Raw genomic sequence first — 15,207 nt, forward strand, 5'->3', positions numbered from 1 at the left:
GCGGAATGAAAATTTTTACGACCGCAGAAATTAAAAATTTTTTTATTCGGGAATTTTTAATACTAGGCTGTTTTATGCTCCTGATCCAGTTGATTTCGTGGCGTTTTTGCGGAAAATTAATGATTGAATATTTTATACTCTCTTTATTGCTGGCGGTATGTATTTTAAGCAGTTCTCTGTTTTATTTCCGGAAGCAAAATAAAATCATTGAACAGGCTGCTTCGCAGGTAAACTCATTCCTGTCAGGCAATACCAACATCAGTATTGACTGCAATCATGAAGGCGAATTGTATAAATTGTTTCATGCAGTTAATACACTTGCTTCCGTACTGAATGCACAGGCCGCCAAAGAACAGGAGATGAAGGAGTTTTTAAAGGCAATTATTTCTGATATTTCCCACCAGTTAAAAACCCCATTGGCTGCGCTTAATATCTACAACGGGCTTTTGCAGGATGAATCCATGGATATGGCAGCAATACAGGAATTTGTTTCGCTGTCCGAGCAGGAGCTGGACAGGATCGAGGTACTGGTTCAGAATCTGTTAAAACTATCCAGATTAGATGCAGGAACAATTGTTGTTGAGAAAAAAGCAGAAAACATAGCCGAAATGATGAATGGTATTAAATCCCGGTTTGAATTTCAGGCCAGTGAGGAACAAAAGATCATTTCCTTACAGGGCTCAAAAACCTCGTCGCTTTTTTGTGATAAGAACTGGATAGCAGAGGCGGTCGGAAATTTAATAAAAAATGCACTTGATCATACTGGTGCGGGCTGCCTCATTGAAATTGAATGGAAAGAGCTGCCATCTGTGATACAGATTAAGGTCCGGGATAATGGCAGCGGTATTCATCAGGAAGACATCTATCATATTTTTAAGCGATTTTACCGCAGCCGCTTCTCAAGAGATGTGCAGGGGCTTGGACTTGGGCTTCCTCTTGCAAAAGCGATTATAGAGGCACACAATGGAACCATTTCCGTAAATAGCGTTCTGGGCGAAGGAAGTACTTTTACCATGTGTTTTCCAAATATTACTAAAATGTAATCTAAGATTCATGTGCGGGTAATGAAACAATGCTATTCTAACATTGAATTAAGCCAATTAATTGTGTGAAATCAATTGTTTAGAAAGGTGTGGCAGATTATGAGTTTATTAGAAATCAGTGCTCTTTGTAAAACCTATGGTTCAGGAGAAACGGCAGTTGAGGCATTAAAAAATGTGAATTTTACTGTTCCGAAAGGTGAGTTTATTGCAGTAGTGGGTGAATCGGGTTCTGGAAAAAGTACATTACTGAACATGATAGGCGCACTTGACATGCCATCGTCAGGTAAAGTGATGATAGCCGGAAAAAATATTTTCCAGATGAAGGATGAGGAACTGACCATATTTCGCCGCAGAAATATCGGATTTATCTTTCAGGCATTTAACTTAATACCGGAACTCAATGTAGAGCAGAACATTGTTTTTCCACTATTGCTTGATTACCAGAAACCGGACCCGGAATACGTAGAAGAAATACTTTCTGTACTATCTTTAAAAGACAGACGAAACCATCTGCCGCGTCAGCTGTCCGGAGGCCAGCAGCAGCGGGTGGCCATCGGAAGAGCTCTCATTGCGCGTCCTATGCTAATTCTTGCTGATGAACCCACAGGAAATTTAGATACTCAAAATAGTGCTGAAGTAATAGCACTTTTAAAGACAGCATCGAAACGTTACCAGCAGACGATAATCATGATTACTCATAACAGGGGCCTTGCTTCTGCAGCTGACCGGGTTTTAGAGGTGACGGACGGCATACTTACTGATCTGGGGAGGTATGTTCAATGAATAACTATCTTTCCCTTGTTTTTCAATATGCCAGAGTACACAAAAGGAAAAGCCGGCTGACGGTAATATGCATTACTGTATCAGTTATGCTGGTAACAACTATTTTTGGAATGGCAGATATGAGCTTAAGATCCCAGACAGATGAGGCAATCCGCCGCTATGGCAACTGGCATGCCATCATATCTGATCTTCCGGATAATCTTGCTGTAAAAATAGGAAAACGGCAGGATATAAATGTGGCCGGGTATCTTGGTATGGCTGCAGATACAACCTATAAGGGAAAGGAATTAATTGTACAGAGCAGCAGCGAGGAGCTTGCCAGGCAGATGAATTTAATTGTGACAAACGGACACTATCCGGCTTCTGCCCGGGAGGCCTTGCTGGACAGACCGGCGATGGAACAATTTAACCTTTCTATTGGAGACTGGATAGAGGTTGCTTTTAGCGATGGGCAGGTACGGAAGTATCAGATAAGCGGAATGTATCGGGATTATTCTACTTTAAAAGGTTCGGATGCTCACGGTCTGCAGTTATCACCAGAGGGAATGCGTGAACTTCCGGCCAGCCAGTATAAGGAGTTTTTTTATATTCAATTTAAAAACAAAGTAAATATTAATGAAGCTCTCTCCCAGCTGAAAGCGGAATATCAATTGTCTGATAAGCAGGTTTCAACAAATGTGATGCTTCTGGGGTTAATGGGACAGAGTGATAATTCTACCATGCTGTCGGTTTATCTTACTGCAGGTATTTTATTCGTCCTCGTTTTACTGGCAGGCGTTTTTATGATTGCCAGCAGTTTTAATATGAGTATATTGGAACGAACTCAGTTTTTTGGTCTGCTGCGCTGCCTGGGCGCGACAAAAAAACAGATTAGACGCTATGTCAGGCTGGAAGGACTGCAGTATTGCCTGAGAGCGATTCCGGCAGGGGTATTAGCCGGCAGTATCATACTATGGATAGCAATTGCCGTTCTCAATGGATTAAATTCCCAGTACCTTCCAGTCATGCCCATGTTTAAGATCAGTTTACCGGGAATTCTTGCCGGAGCAGGGACCGGAATAATCGTAGTGATGATTGCTTCTGATGCACCGGCAAAACATGCGGCTAAAGTTTCGCCCCAGGAAGCAGTTACAGGCAATATCAATCAATTTAATAATTACAGTATTACAAAAGCATCAAATACAAAGCTGTTTCCTGTTGATATAGCAATGGGATTAAACCATGCTTTTTCAAATACCAAAAGCATGATATTAATTTCCGGATCTTTTGCAATCAGCATTATTCTCTTTTTGTGTTTTACGATTCTTGTTACCTTCATGAATCATGCTTTAAGTCCTTTAAAGCCATATGCTCCTGATATGACACTGGAAGGAGATCAGAATACAGCACAGCTGAATCACTCTCTGAAAGATAGCCTTAAATCACTTCCGTATGTAAAAAATGTGTATGGGAGAATGTTCTATACCAATATCCAGGCCAGCGATAAAAATGGAGCAAATACAGCAACCCTTGTTTCCTATGATGAACCCCAGTTTCAATGGGCAAAGGAGGCACTGATTTCGGGCGATATTGATCAGGTGCAGAATGGAAACGGTGTACTGGTGGATTACGGGTATTTAGAACGATTTGGCTGGAAGATCGGAGATGTAGTTACGCTGAATATCGGAGCAATACCATATAAAGTAAAAGTTGATGGAATTGTTTCAGGAGTTCCCTTTGATTCTGAGAACGGTGAATGGATCATCGTCTGTTCCGAATCTACGTTTACTGCACTGACCGGCATTTCTGATTATAAGGTCATTGATATGCAGGTAACACAGGATATATCTGATCAGGTCAGACAAAAGCTTCCTGCCCAGATAAAACTTCTTGATTTGCAGCAGCACAACAATGAAGTCCGTACCGGTTATTTTGCGATGGCTGTATTTGTATATGGATTTTTACTGGTAATAGCTTTTGTCGCACTGATTAATATTATTAATACGGTTAATGCCAGTGTGTCTGGCAGAATGAATCATTATGGAGTCATGCGCGCAGTTGGTATGTCCGGCGGGCAGTTAAAGCGGGTAGTTATGGCAGAGGCAGCTGCATATGCCATAACCGGCAGCATTACGGGAGGCATTTTGGGGCTTCTTTTACACCGGATCTTCTTTAACATGTTAATTACTGCAAACTGGGGCCAAAATTGGCAGCCGCCTTTACTCGTCCTGAGTATTATAATTTCAGCCGCCATATTAACAACCTTTGCGGCGGCAATTTCACCAACAAAGAAGATTGAAGAAATGGTGATTGTAAATGTAGTGAATGCATGGTAATTAAATAATTTCTGTATGGAAAGCGGTTAGAGTATAATTAATTACTTTAACCGCTTTTCCGGTGCAGCTGTCAATGCTCCGGGACGCTCCTTTCGGTAATAGGACAATCCGCAGTTTTCATAGAGTTATATGAAAGACCTGCAAAGAGGTGAGCGAATGCTGACTGCAGATGAATTACAGCAGTTACGTGCAATTGATCCATCCAGTATTGATATAGATACATTAGTGGACATTTGCTCTGTAAAAATAAACACGGAATTGCCAAAAGAAGAACGGATTGTTGATTTTATCAGGCAGATTAAAAACCCATATCTTTTTAAGTACGGGGACATGGTAATCCAATGTGTATTTTCAGATACGGAAACTACTTTAAATGACCGGCTGAAGCAGTATTTAAAAAATGCATAACGCAGATCAGCGATGCAAGAGCTGGTGAAATGAGGTTTTTATGGTTTTATCTGATGGAAGTAGAAAATATAAAGCAGCAATCTATATCCGGGTATCAAAAGACGACGGAGATAAAATGGAGAGCAACAGCATTTCAAATCAAAGAACATTAATCCGGTCATTTTTACAGAATAAGCCTGAAATTGAGATCTGCTCGGAACGGATCGATGACGGATACAGCGGGGTATCCTTTGACAGACCTGCCGTGAGAGAAATGCTGCGTGATATCAGGGAAGGATCTGTTAATTGCGTTGTTGTAAAGGATTTGTCCCGTTTCGGAAGAAATTATATTGAGACCGGCCGTTATATTGAGCAGGTATTCCCGTTTATGGGAGTACGTTTTATTGCCATTAACGATGGCTTTGACAGCGCCAGTAAACTGAGCCAGTCAGATGGTATGATTATTCCCTTTAAGAATCTGATTAATGATGCGTATAGCCGGGATATTTCTATTAAAGTACGAAGCGGACAGAATATACGCCGCAGACAGGGGGATTATATAGGGGCATTTCCGTTGTATGGGTATTTTCGGTCAGCGGAAAATAAGTATAAGCTGGTAATAGACGATTACGCAGCAATGACAATCCGCGACATATTTAAATGGAAAATTCAGGGCATGAGCAATCAGGGTATTGCCAGACGTCTCAATGCTATGGGTATTTTATCGCCGCTGGAGTACAAACGGATGCTGGGGTGGGCTTACAGCACTTCTTTCCAGCTTCAGCCGGTGGCAAAATGGTCTGCTGCTTCTGTTCTCCGTGTTTTGAAAAATGAAATTTATACCGGAACCATGATACAGGGAAAGGAAAGCAGCCCCAATTACAAAATAAAAAAAAGATTCAAAAAGCCCCCAGCCCAGTGGATGAAAGTAGCTGACACACACCAGGCGATTATCTCAAAAGATGATTTTGCCCTGGTAAAACGGCTGATGGCTGCTGATACGAGAACTGCACCGGAAAATGATGATCTTCATCTGTTTTCCGGTTTGTTGCAGTGCGGAAGCTGCCATCATGGTATGATTAGAAGACCTGTTAAATCCGGCGGCAAAACCTATGTTTATTACGTATGCAGGACACAAAAGACAGACAGAAAAAAATGTACGGGCAGAAGCCGGATCGGCGAACTTAAATTAACCGCCTGTGTGCTGGAAGTACTGCAAAAAGTGATCCATACGGCCTGTGAGATGGATGAGATTCTGGATTACATAGATGCGTTACCTTTAAAACAGGCTGACGTACAAAAAACAGATTTGCGTATTCAAAAAAAACAGGAAGAGTACAGCCACTGTCAAAAAAATATTTTGGAGCTTTATGAAGATTATAAAAAGGGAATTGTAAACCAGGATCATTACTTTGCATGGAAATCAAATTATGAAGAGAACTGCAGGCAGATAAAAGAGGCGGTCAAACTATTAAATGAGGAACGCTGGAATTTTTTCAATAATTATGAATTACAAAACGGATGGATTGAGGAATTCAGAAAATATAAAGAGATCAGGGAGCTGACACGTCCGCTGCTGGCGTCACTGATTGAAAAAATTGAAGTGACGGATAAAAATACACTGCGGGTTTATTTTACTTTTTCCACAGAGTTTGAAAGAGTATACCATACAGGGGGTGGTTTTACTGGCAAGACCAAATAGAAATAATCGAGATCTGCTGGAATCCGTTTCTCCGGACAAAGCCTGTATATCAACTTATAATACCGCTGTTTATGCCAGGCTTTCCATTGAAGATAATGGATGCGGCAGCGATTCCATCAAAAACCAGATTGAGATGATAAAAAACTATATAGCAGAAAAAAAAGGGCTGACTCTGCATTCCATATTTTACGATAACGGTATGACAGGTACTAATTTTGACAGACCGGGATTCGCAGCCATGCTTGAGGAAATTAAGAAGGGCAATATCAATTGTGTTGTAGTGAAGGATCTTTCCCGTTTTGGGAGAAACTATATGGAGGGGGGAAATTATCTGGAAAAAATTTTCCCATTCCTGGGGGTGCGGTTTATATCCATTAATGATAATTATGACAGTATTTCTGTTACATCCAATGACGAACTGGTTCTTTCACTCAAAAATATCTGTCATCATATATATGCAAAGGATATTTCACGTAAAATATGCACGGTATTTGAAACGAAAAAGAAACAGGGGTTGTTTCTGGGAAGATTTGCGCCCTACGGATATAAAAAATCAGATAACAACAGATATAAACTGGAGATAGACGAAGAAACGGCCGGCACAGTACGTGATATATTTAAAATGCGTCTGGAAGGGATCAGTGCTGCTGAAATTGCACGAATCTTAAATGATCAGGGAACTGCTTCCTATAGCAGGCTTCTGTATGAAAGGGGTTTCATTAAGGGAACCAGAGGAGAAGCCCTGTCTCACTGGTCCAGCGGTTCGGTCCTGGGTATCTTGAAAAATCCGGTTTATTGCGGCTGTATGGTGGAGCGTAAAAGTGATTCTGCTTATTACAAAGGGGGACAAAAGATCGAAATTCCAAAATCAGAATGGAATTACATAGAAAATACACATAAAGCAATTATTGATAAAGCTGCTTTTGAGAAGGTCCGGCAGTTAATTGAGACTTCAGGCAAGGCTGCAGGCAGGAAGAAGTCCGGGCCCGGGTCCAACTACACGGGGCCGGCAGGATGAGCGGGCAAAACGTAACCGCTCTCTATCTGCGGATATCGGATGAGGATAATAATTCAGGGGAAGCCCGTGAGAGTGAAAGTATATCCGGCCAGCGGCTTTTACTCACTGATTTTGTCCGCGGGCATAGAGAACTTTCCGGCAGCCGGATTATCGAACTGGTGGATGATGGTTTCAGCGGTACGAATTTTGACCGTCCTGGGATAAAAAAATTACTGGAAATGGCAAAGTCACACCAGATCAATTGTATTGTTGTAAAGGATTTTTCCAGATTTGGAAGAAATTATCTTGAAGCAGGAAATTATCTGGAACAGATCTTTCCATTTCTCGGCATACGGTTTTTATCGGTGAATGACCATTTTGACAGCTTTGAGAATATAGGAGCGGCAGGAGCCATTGAAGTTGGTTTTAAGAATATCATTCATGAGGCATACAGTAAGGATCTTTCGGAGAAGATAAGAAGTGTACGGCGGATGATGGCAGAACAGGGAAAGTTTGTGACAGCTTTTGCACCGTATGGTTATAAAAAGGCGGAAAAGAGTAAAAACCAGCTGCTTGTGGATGAGGAGTGTGCGGTTGTTGTCAGACGCATTTTTGAATTGTTCTTAAGCGGAATGGGAAGTACATCCATCGCCTGTTTATTGGATAATGAAGGAATCCCTTCTCCGTATATGGTACGCAGACAGCGGAAAGAAAAGTTCCACTGCACCGGCTGCAAGAAAGAAACACACTGGACAGCAGGAACGGTTACCAGAATATTGTCCGACCAGAGATATGTGGGAGATGCGGTATATGGAAAGGTAGCGCCAAAAGAGACAGGGAGCAAAAAGGATGTCCGCATTGCGGAAGAAAACTGGATCATTGTACCAGATGCGCACCCGGGTATTGTGATACGGGAAATATTTGAAGCTGCCAGGTCCCTTAAAAAGAAATATAGAGTACATGAAAGCGGGAACAGAGCTGACTGCATTGCAGGACATCTGCAGGACTCACAACTGGAAACGGCAATCCTTACCTGTTTACAACTGCTGGTATTTTTAGTACAAAAAGGTGACAAAGCAGCAAAACAGAGTGATGCATTTAAACTGTACAGGCGGTTTAAAGCAGGAAAGATATCGGAAGATATCTTTGTTAAAAAAACTGCAGATATGGAAACAGAGCTTTTGCACATTCGTTTTCCTCATTTGCATGAGGAAGCAATGAAAGGGTTTCTATTGGCTTTCCATGTTGAAACCGATGGAAAAGTTATCATTGTATGGAGTTTCCGGGATCCATATCAGTTGTAGCGGAGAATGAGGGAGAAAAATTTTTTGTCCTTAACAAGACAGCCGAATATGTATCAAGACTTGAAAAAAAAGCACTGGAACGGCTTAGAACAGAATTGAAAAGAAATGGGATATAATAAGTTGATTCCTCTTTCTTCATTTGATACAATAATAAAAAACAGTCGAAGGAAAAAACATGAGTGTAAAAAAGAACAAAGAAGTGGAAGAGCCTCTAAGCTTAAAGAGGGAGCTGTTTGAATGGCTGAAGATTATTGTCATTGCAGCGGTTATTGCATTTTTTATTAATACGTTTCTTATTGCCAACAGCAAGGTACCAAGCGGGTCCATGGAGACAACAATCATGACAGGGGACCGGCTCATCGGTTCAAGACTGGCTTACCGGTTTAAGGAAGAACCCAAAAGGGGAGATGTGGTTATATTTGATCACATGACGGGTCCTGGAAATGAAGAGATTCATCTGGTTAAGCGGATTATCGGACTGCCGGGTGAAACCGTTGACATTAAGAATAATCATGTTTATATTAATCAGTCCCAGACTCCACTTGAGGAACCATATTTAAAGGAACCCATGGAATCAGAGGATTATCATTTCAACATACCGGACGGTTGTTATCTGATGCTTGGAGATAACCGGAATAATTCTGCTGATGCCAGATACTGGAGTGACCCTTATGTACCGGAGGATAAAATACTGGCGAAGGTATTGTTCCGCTATTATCCCGGAATTAAAAAAATCAGTTAGCTGTATTCCGGTGCCAAACCAATTGCCTGTGAATATATTAAAATAAAAAGGGTAGATGGATGAAATATGCGTAATATTTTCATTCTGGTTCTGGCGCTGAGTACGGATACGTTTGTTGCCAGTATTGCCTATGGTGCAAACCGGGTAGGCATTTCATGGATAAAGGTAATTGCAGCCAATGTAGTCTGCAGCGGCTGTCTGGGGGCAGCGCTGTTATTCGGCAATGTGATTGATAATTTTGTGCCGGAAACATTCGCAAAGGGAGCAGGCTTTTCCTGTTTATTCTTTTTGGGAGTGATGAAGCTGCTGGACTATACCATTAAAAAATACATTAATAGTCATGTCCATGTTCATAAAGATCTGACTTTTTCCGTTTCAGGGCTTAGTATTATTATTAATATATACGGAAACCCCATGGCGGCTGACTGGGATGATTCAAAAACGCTGTCATGGAAAGAGACGGTTATGTTTTCATTTGCAATGTCCATTGACAGCCTGGTTGCAGGTGCTCTGTCCGGGTTTTTAATGATCAATCCGGGGTTTGCAGCACTGGCAGCACTTTTAGTAGGAATTGCCGTGATGTATACCGGACTTTTTCTGGGAAAACGGCTTGCTGCACTAAGAGGCTGGGATTTGTCCTGGCTCAGCGGAGTTCTGTTTCTGTTTCTTGCTTTTAGTAAGCTTTAAAAAGATTGACATTTCCCAAAAACTTTGCTATAGTTAAAACAAGTGAATAGTAATCGGATTGTTACTGGAAAGCAGGCAAAACCAATTTTGATTAAGAAAATAACATTTTATTTTCATAGTCAAAGTTGGTTTTTTTATTGATAAGAGGTAATCTATGAATATTGATAAAATTATTAATAACAATATTGTAACTGCACTGGATCCGGATGGCATGGAAGTGGTCATCATGGGCAGAGGAATCGGTTTTGGCACTAAGGCGGGCCGCCCGGTCGCAGAGAGCAAAATTGAAAAAACCTTCCGGTTAGACAGCCAGAACAGTCTGGATCAGTTTAAGGAACTGCTTGTGAAGCTTCCGCTTGAACACATCAAGGCGTCGGCGGAAATCATTGCTTATGCGAAAAGTGTATTAAACAGGACTTTGAATCAGAATATATATATCACACTGACTGATCATATAAGTTTCGCGATTCACCGCTTTAAGGAAAACATGTTTTTTTCAAATCCCATTCTCAGTGAAATTAAGACATTTTACAAAGAAGAGTATTTAATCGGCGAATATGCGGTTGCACTGATTGAGAGAAGTGTGGGAGTCAGACTTCCGGTAGATGAGGCTGGATTTATAGCGATGCATATTGTAAATGCAGAACTCAATACAGCCATGAATAAGACGATCGATATGACTAATCTGATTCAGAATGGGGTAAAAATAGTAAAAGAATTCTTTGCCATGGAACCGGACGAGGGATCCTTAAGTTATCAGAGGTTTATTACCCACTTAAGATTTCTTGCCCAGCGAATTCTTACCGGAGAATTGTTAAACAGCGCAAATACAGAATTCAGTAATATCATAGCAGGAATGTATCCGGAAGAATACGAGTGCAGTCTAAAAATTAAAGAATATATTTTTGAGTCATATCATCATGATGTAACAGAGGAGGAAACTGCATATCTGGCAGTTCATATCAAAAGAATGAGGCTCTAGAAGAAAGGGGAACCAATCGGCATGTTTGAAGCATTAAAGAAGTATTTAAAAAGAGGGGGCGTTAAAAGGGAGGATATTCTTGCACCTGTGGAAGGAATGGCAGTCCCGTTAAGTGAAGTAAAGGATCCTGCGTTCAGTGAGGAGATTCTGGGAAAAGGAATCGCTATAATCCCTTCAAAAGGAAGAATTGTGGCTCCGGTAAATGGAGTGCTGTCAGTGATGTTTGAGACAATGCATGCAGTCAGCATTACTGCAGATAACGGAGCAGAGGTAATGATCCATGTGGGTCTTGATACGGTGAAATTAAAAGGGGAAGGATACCGGTCCTTTAAAAAACAGGGAGATGCAGTAAAAGCAGGGGAGCTTCTGCTGGAATTTGAACTGGAGGAGATTAGAAAGAAAGGGTATGATTTAATCACACCGGTCATCATTTTAAATACAGGGGAGTTTCCGGATATGGAATGTCATGTTGGTAAAAAAGTAAAGGAGCTGGAACCAGTTATTGAATTGCAGGTGGTTAAATGAGGGAGTATCGATATGAAATAGAAGATCCCATGGGGCTTCATGCCAGACCGGCCTCTAAGCTTTTTATGGAGGCAGGGAAATATATGTGTACCATAGAGGCTTACTGGGGTTTACAAAAGGCGGACTGTAAAAGCCTCCTGGCTATTATGGGGCTTGGAGCAAAAAAAGGGGATGTCCTTGTCTTCCGCTTTGAGGGAGAGGATGAAGAGGCTGCGTATTACGCAATACGGTCTGTTCTGGATAAAAGGTGATCGTAACCTGCCGATCTGCAGGTATGGATAAAAAATGTCCGGCAGGACAAAAAAAGAAAGGGGTTTCTTTTTATGATGAAGTATTTGCAAAAACTAGGTAAATCGTTGATGCTTCCGGTAGCATGTCTTCCGGCAGCAGGTATCCTGATGGGGATTGGATACTGGATTGCCCCAAGCATAATTTCCGGGCAAGGGACCGCTACAGGAGTCTGGTCCGTTATTGCTGCTTTTTTAATTAAAGCTGGAGCAGCAATTATTGACAATCTGCCGATTCTCTTTGCTGTCGGTGTAGGTATAGGGATGTCCGATGACCAGGAGGGTACTTCCGCACTTGCAGCTCTTGTCTCCTGGCTGATGATTACGACTATTCTTTCAACAGGAACAGTTGCTTTGTTAATGAAAATTGACGCATCTCAGGTAAATCCAGCTTTTGGTAAGATTGCAAACCCGTGTATTGGTATTATATCAGGTCTTATCGGTGCAAACTGCTATAATAAGTTTAAGAAAACCAAGCTTCCTGATGCGTTGGCGTTTTTCAGCGGTAAGCGCTCTGTTGCAATTGTTACTGCCCTGTCGTCTTTGGTGGTCAGTATTGTATTGTTCTTCGTATGGCCGGCTATTTATTCTGCAATCGTTGCATTCGGTGAAATGATTCTAAGTCTGGGACCTGTTGGAGCTGGTCTTTATGGATTCTTTAACCGCCTGCTCATTCCGCTTGGCCTTCATCATGCGCTGAATGCTGTGTTCTGGTTTGACCTTGCCGGAGTGAATGATATCGGTAAATTCTGGGGTACAGCAGAAGGCGGAATATTAGGTCAGACCGGTCAGTATATGTCAGGATTTTTCCCTGTCATGATGTTCGGCCTTCCGGCAGCGACTCTGGCTATGTACCATACTGCAAAACCAGGAAAAAAGAAAATGGTATACGGTTTATTTTTCTCAGCCGCATTATGTTCTTTCTTTACAGGTATTACAGAGCCTATTGAATTTGCATTTATGTTCCTTGCTCCCGGACTTTACTTAATCCACGCAGGTTTAACAGCCATTTCCATGACAATCATTGCAATACTTCCTGTACGTGCAGGCTTTTTCTTCAGTGCAGGTTTTGTTGACTGGTTCTTAAGCTTCAAAGCACCATTTGCGGAGAACTCATGGCTGCTCATCCCAATCGGTATTGCTTATGGTGCTGTTTACTACATAATATTCCGTTTAGCAATCCCGTTATTTAACTTTAAAACACCTGGTCGGGAAGATGATGATGATGAAGTTAATGAGAGTACAGTGACTCTTGCCAATAATGACTATACAGCTGTTGCTTCCATCATTCTGGAAGGACTTGGCGGTAAGGATAATATCACCAGTATTGATGCCTGCATTACCAGATTAAGACTGGAAATTGCTGACTACACTAAGGTAAATGAAAAGAAGATTAAATCTGCCGGTGTGGCAGGAGTCATCCGTCCTGGAAAGAACAGCGTTCAGGTTGTGGTAGGAACTCAGGTTCAGCACGTTGCAGATGAATTTAAAAAGCTTTGTAAATAATATTGGGCTGAAAGGGGCTGTCGCACTAACGATTTTTATCGCTGGTGCGAGGTCTTTTTAGACAATATGGAAAGAAAGAGGGAGTGGAATCAGTGGCTGGTACAGCTCCTGGTCTATTTCTTTATACTATTTCTGCGGAGCTGTTTGCGATGAGCATCCCTATGTGAAAGTGAAGATGACGCGGTATATGTACTATACTAATAGAAGAACTGGCTAGTTTGTACGGTTGGTTCATAGATTTTCCAGAGAGATTGAACATTCCAATGTTAATCTGAATACGCTGGAGAACTCTTTTTGAACAGAAGAAGTATACAGTTTGAAAGAAATTCTTAGGGTAAAAAACTCAGCTATAGTTAAAACAAGTGAATATCGGATTGTTACTGGAAAGCAGGCAAAACCAATTTTGATTAAGAAAATAATATCTTATTTTCATAGTCAAAGTTGGTTTTTTAATTGGCCCTTTGTCAATAATTGGGGTGGGATTCGTTTGAATCCCGCTCCATTCTTGAATTAAGAACTGTTTTAATTAATGATTCTATCATTAGGTGTTTTTGGGCATTGCGCAGTCCGGTAGAATGTCGAGAATGCGGAGTTTTAGTGGATCCACGAAGATACACTGATATTTTCCAGTTGAAGCATCGCCTTTGAATTCATCGATGGAAACAGCCTCTGGTAACTTATCTGGCGGTGCATAGTTGAGAGTTTCAGAAGTTGGCAAACAGTTTGGACAGAAACACCGGTAAGAAGGGCTACCTGTTTTAAGGAGAAAGTCTGGCGGAGCAATGAAATAACCTAAAAGGCCAATCGTCTGGTTCTTCGATGGTGGTGTGGGAGGATGAAATAGTATTCTGAAAATCGTTTTCCACAATTGGTGCAGAGATATCACCGTTACTGAAGAACAAGAGTAATCGTTACTGAAATGGTATGTCATCAATCTCCTGAGTTCTGTAATCGTAAACTCGTTTGTTGTTACAACCACAACAAGGATAGGATTGTTCAGTTGACTATGTTTCAATAAAAATCTCAAGGTGGAATCGACGTGAAGTGCTTTTTAAGCACACCCCAACATTCAGTATAGAATCTTTTTATAAATAAGAGGTGGAAGAAAGGAAATAATACATTTACCATCTGAGATAATTAATACTAAGTCATGAATATTCATAAAATTATTAATATCAATATTATCATTTCACTGTATCCATATGGCAAGGAAGTGGTCATCATGGGCAGAGAAATCAGTTTTGGTACATCTTTGATCATATCTTTAAAAGAAAAAATTTTATTGTATTTTCTCATAATGTCTTCTTTTAATTATCCATTAAGTTTCATAGCTTAAGATATATAGGGGTCAAAAGTGCGAATAGGTTATAAATTGTATATCTGATATTAAATCAAATTAGATTTAATCTATATTTTTGACTTCTTAATTTTTCTATTATCTGTTTATATTGTATATCGAGATGATATTTTATATATTAAAGTTTGACGCTTATTTCTTATTATTTTTAAAAAGTTTAAAAGCAGGAATTAAAAGATTTAAAATAATTTTATACTGCTATTGTTCTATGGGATTATTGCTATAGGTCATTTAAAAAGATTAATATAATGATATATTTAATATAAGCAAAGGGACGTGAGTATGAAATTGATTAATGATTTTTATTTAGAAGCAGGAAAAAATATTAGGGAACTTAGAGAATCTAGCAATTATTCTCGAGAAAAATTGGCAGAATTGGCTGATATATCTCCTAAATTTTTATACGAAATAGAACATGGAATAAAAGGATTTTCTGCGGATACTCTATTTCGTCTTTCACGAGCGTTGTCAGTTAGCTGCGAATTCATATTGTTAGGAATTGATAAAAAGTCAATAGATGAGGAGATTGAAATAATTTTAAACCAGTTTAGCTTAAAACAAAAAAAAGAATTGTTATATATAATTAATTC

The 15,207-nt window shown here is 40.4% G+C and carries 15 protein-coding genes; all 15 read left to right on the forward strand.

Features of this window, described 5'->3' with window-relative positions; genetic code table 11:
- Positions 1 to 5: 5 nt before the first annotated feature.
- Positions 6 to 1,043 (forward strand): sensor histidine kinase, encoded by a 1,038-nt coding sequence (locus tag V7D18_RS16840; RefSeq protein ID WP_426155802.1) that lies wholly within the window; start codon positions 6 to 8, stop codon positions 1,041 to 1,043.
- A 99-nt stretch (positions 1,044 to 1,142) separates the two neighbouring features.
- On the forward strand, positions 1,143 to 1,826 hold the full coding sequence (locus V7D18_RS16845; protein WP_426155803.1) for an ABC transporter ATP-binding protein: 684 nt from the start codon (positions 1,143 to 1,145) through the stop codon (positions 1,824 to 1,826).
- Positions 1,823 to 4,141 (forward strand): FtsX-like permease family protein, encoded by a 2,319-nt coding sequence (locus tag V7D18_RS16850; RefSeq protein ID WP_426155805.1) that lies wholly within the window; start codon positions 1,823 to 1,825, stop codon positions 4,139 to 4,141. The genes V7D18_RS16845 and V7D18_RS16850 overlap by 4 nt, the downstream gene beginning before the upstream one ends.
- Before the next feature lie 156 nt (positions 4,142 to 4,297).
- Positions 4,298 to 4,549 (forward strand): DUF6870 family protein, encoded by a 252-nt coding sequence (locus V7D18_RS16855; protein ID WP_426155807.1) that lies wholly within the window; start codon positions 4,298 to 4,300, stop codon positions 4,547 to 4,549.
- Positions 4,550 to 4,589: 40 nt separating this feature from the next.
- On the forward strand, positions 4,590 to 6,230 hold the full coding sequence (locus V7D18_RS16860; RefSeq protein WP_426155809.1) for a recombinase family protein: 1,641 nt from the start codon (positions 4,590 to 4,592) through the stop codon (positions 6,228 to 6,230).
- Positions 6,205 to 7,248, forward strand: a complete 1,044-nt coding sequence (locus V7D18_RS16865; protein ID WP_426155810.1) for a recombinase family protein — start codon at positions 6,205 to 6,207, stop codon at positions 7,246 to 7,248. Before V7D18_RS16860 ends, V7D18_RS16865 begins: the two co-directional genes overlap by 26 nt.
- A complete protein-coding gene (locus V7D18_RS16870; RefSeq protein ID WP_426155812.1) occupies positions 7,245 to 8,531 on the forward strand; it encodes a recombinase family protein in 1,287 nt (428 codons plus the stop codon). The genes V7D18_RS16865 and V7D18_RS16870 overlap by 4 nt, the downstream gene beginning before the upstream one ends.
- A gap of 175 nt (positions 8,532 to 8,706) precedes the next feature.
- Positions 8,707 to 9,273, forward strand: a complete 567-nt coding sequence (gene lepB / locus V7D18_RS16875; RefSeq protein WP_426155814.1) for a signal peptidase I — start codon at positions 8,707 to 8,709, stop codon at positions 9,271 to 9,273.
- Between the two features lie 66 nt (positions 9,274 to 9,339).
- Positions 9,340 to 9,960, forward strand: coding sequence for a manganese efflux pump (locus tag V7D18_RS16880; RefSeq protein WP_426155816.1), 621 nt, complete (start codon positions 9,340 to 9,342; stop codon positions 9,958 to 9,960).
- Between the two features lie 154 nt (positions 9,961 to 10,114).
- A complete protein-coding gene (gene licT, locus V7D18_RS16885) occupies positions 10,115 to 10,942 on the forward strand; it encodes a BglG family transcription antiterminator LicT (RefSeq protein ID WP_426155817.1) in 828 nt (275 codons plus the stop codon).
- 21 nt (positions 10,943 to 10,963) lie between these two features.
- Positions 10,964 to 11,467 (forward strand): PTS sugar transporter subunit IIA, encoded by a 504-nt coding sequence (locus V7D18_RS16890; RefSeq protein ID WP_426155819.1) that lies wholly within the window; start codon positions 10,964 to 10,966, stop codon positions 11,465 to 11,467.
- Complete coding sequence (locus V7D18_RS16895) at positions 11,464 to 11,718, forward strand: HPr family phosphocarrier protein (RefSeq protein WP_426155821.1); 255 nt, start codon at positions 11,464 to 11,466, stop codon at positions 11,716 to 11,718. Before V7D18_RS16890 ends, V7D18_RS16895 begins: the two co-directional genes overlap by 4 nt.
- Positions 11,719 to 11,790: 72 nt before the next feature.
- Positions 11,791 to 13,260, forward strand: coding sequence for an N-acetylglucosamine-specific PTS transporter subunit IIBC (gene nagE, locus V7D18_RS16900; RefSeq protein WP_426155822.1), 1,470 nt, complete (start codon positions 11,791 to 11,793; stop codon positions 13,258 to 13,260).
- Positions 13,261 to 14,410: 1,150 nt separating this feature from the next.
- Entirely contained in the window at positions 14,411 to 14,596 is a 186-nt protein-coding gene (locus V7D18_RS16905) for a CAT RNA binding domain-containing protein (RefSeq protein WP_426155824.1), read from the forward strand.
- 303 nt (positions 14,597 to 14,899) lie between these two features.
- Positions 14,900 to 15,207, forward strand: a 308-nt coding sequence (locus V7D18_RS16910; RefSeq protein WP_426155826.1) for a helix-turn-helix domain-containing protein, incomplete at its 3' end; no start/stop codon positions are given.

Origin of the sequence: Lacrimispora sp. 38-1 (assembly GCF_049890855.1) — a bacterium.
Taxonomy (GTDB): domain Bacteria; phylum Bacillota; class Clostridia; order Lachnospirales; family Lachnospiraceae; genus Lacrimispora.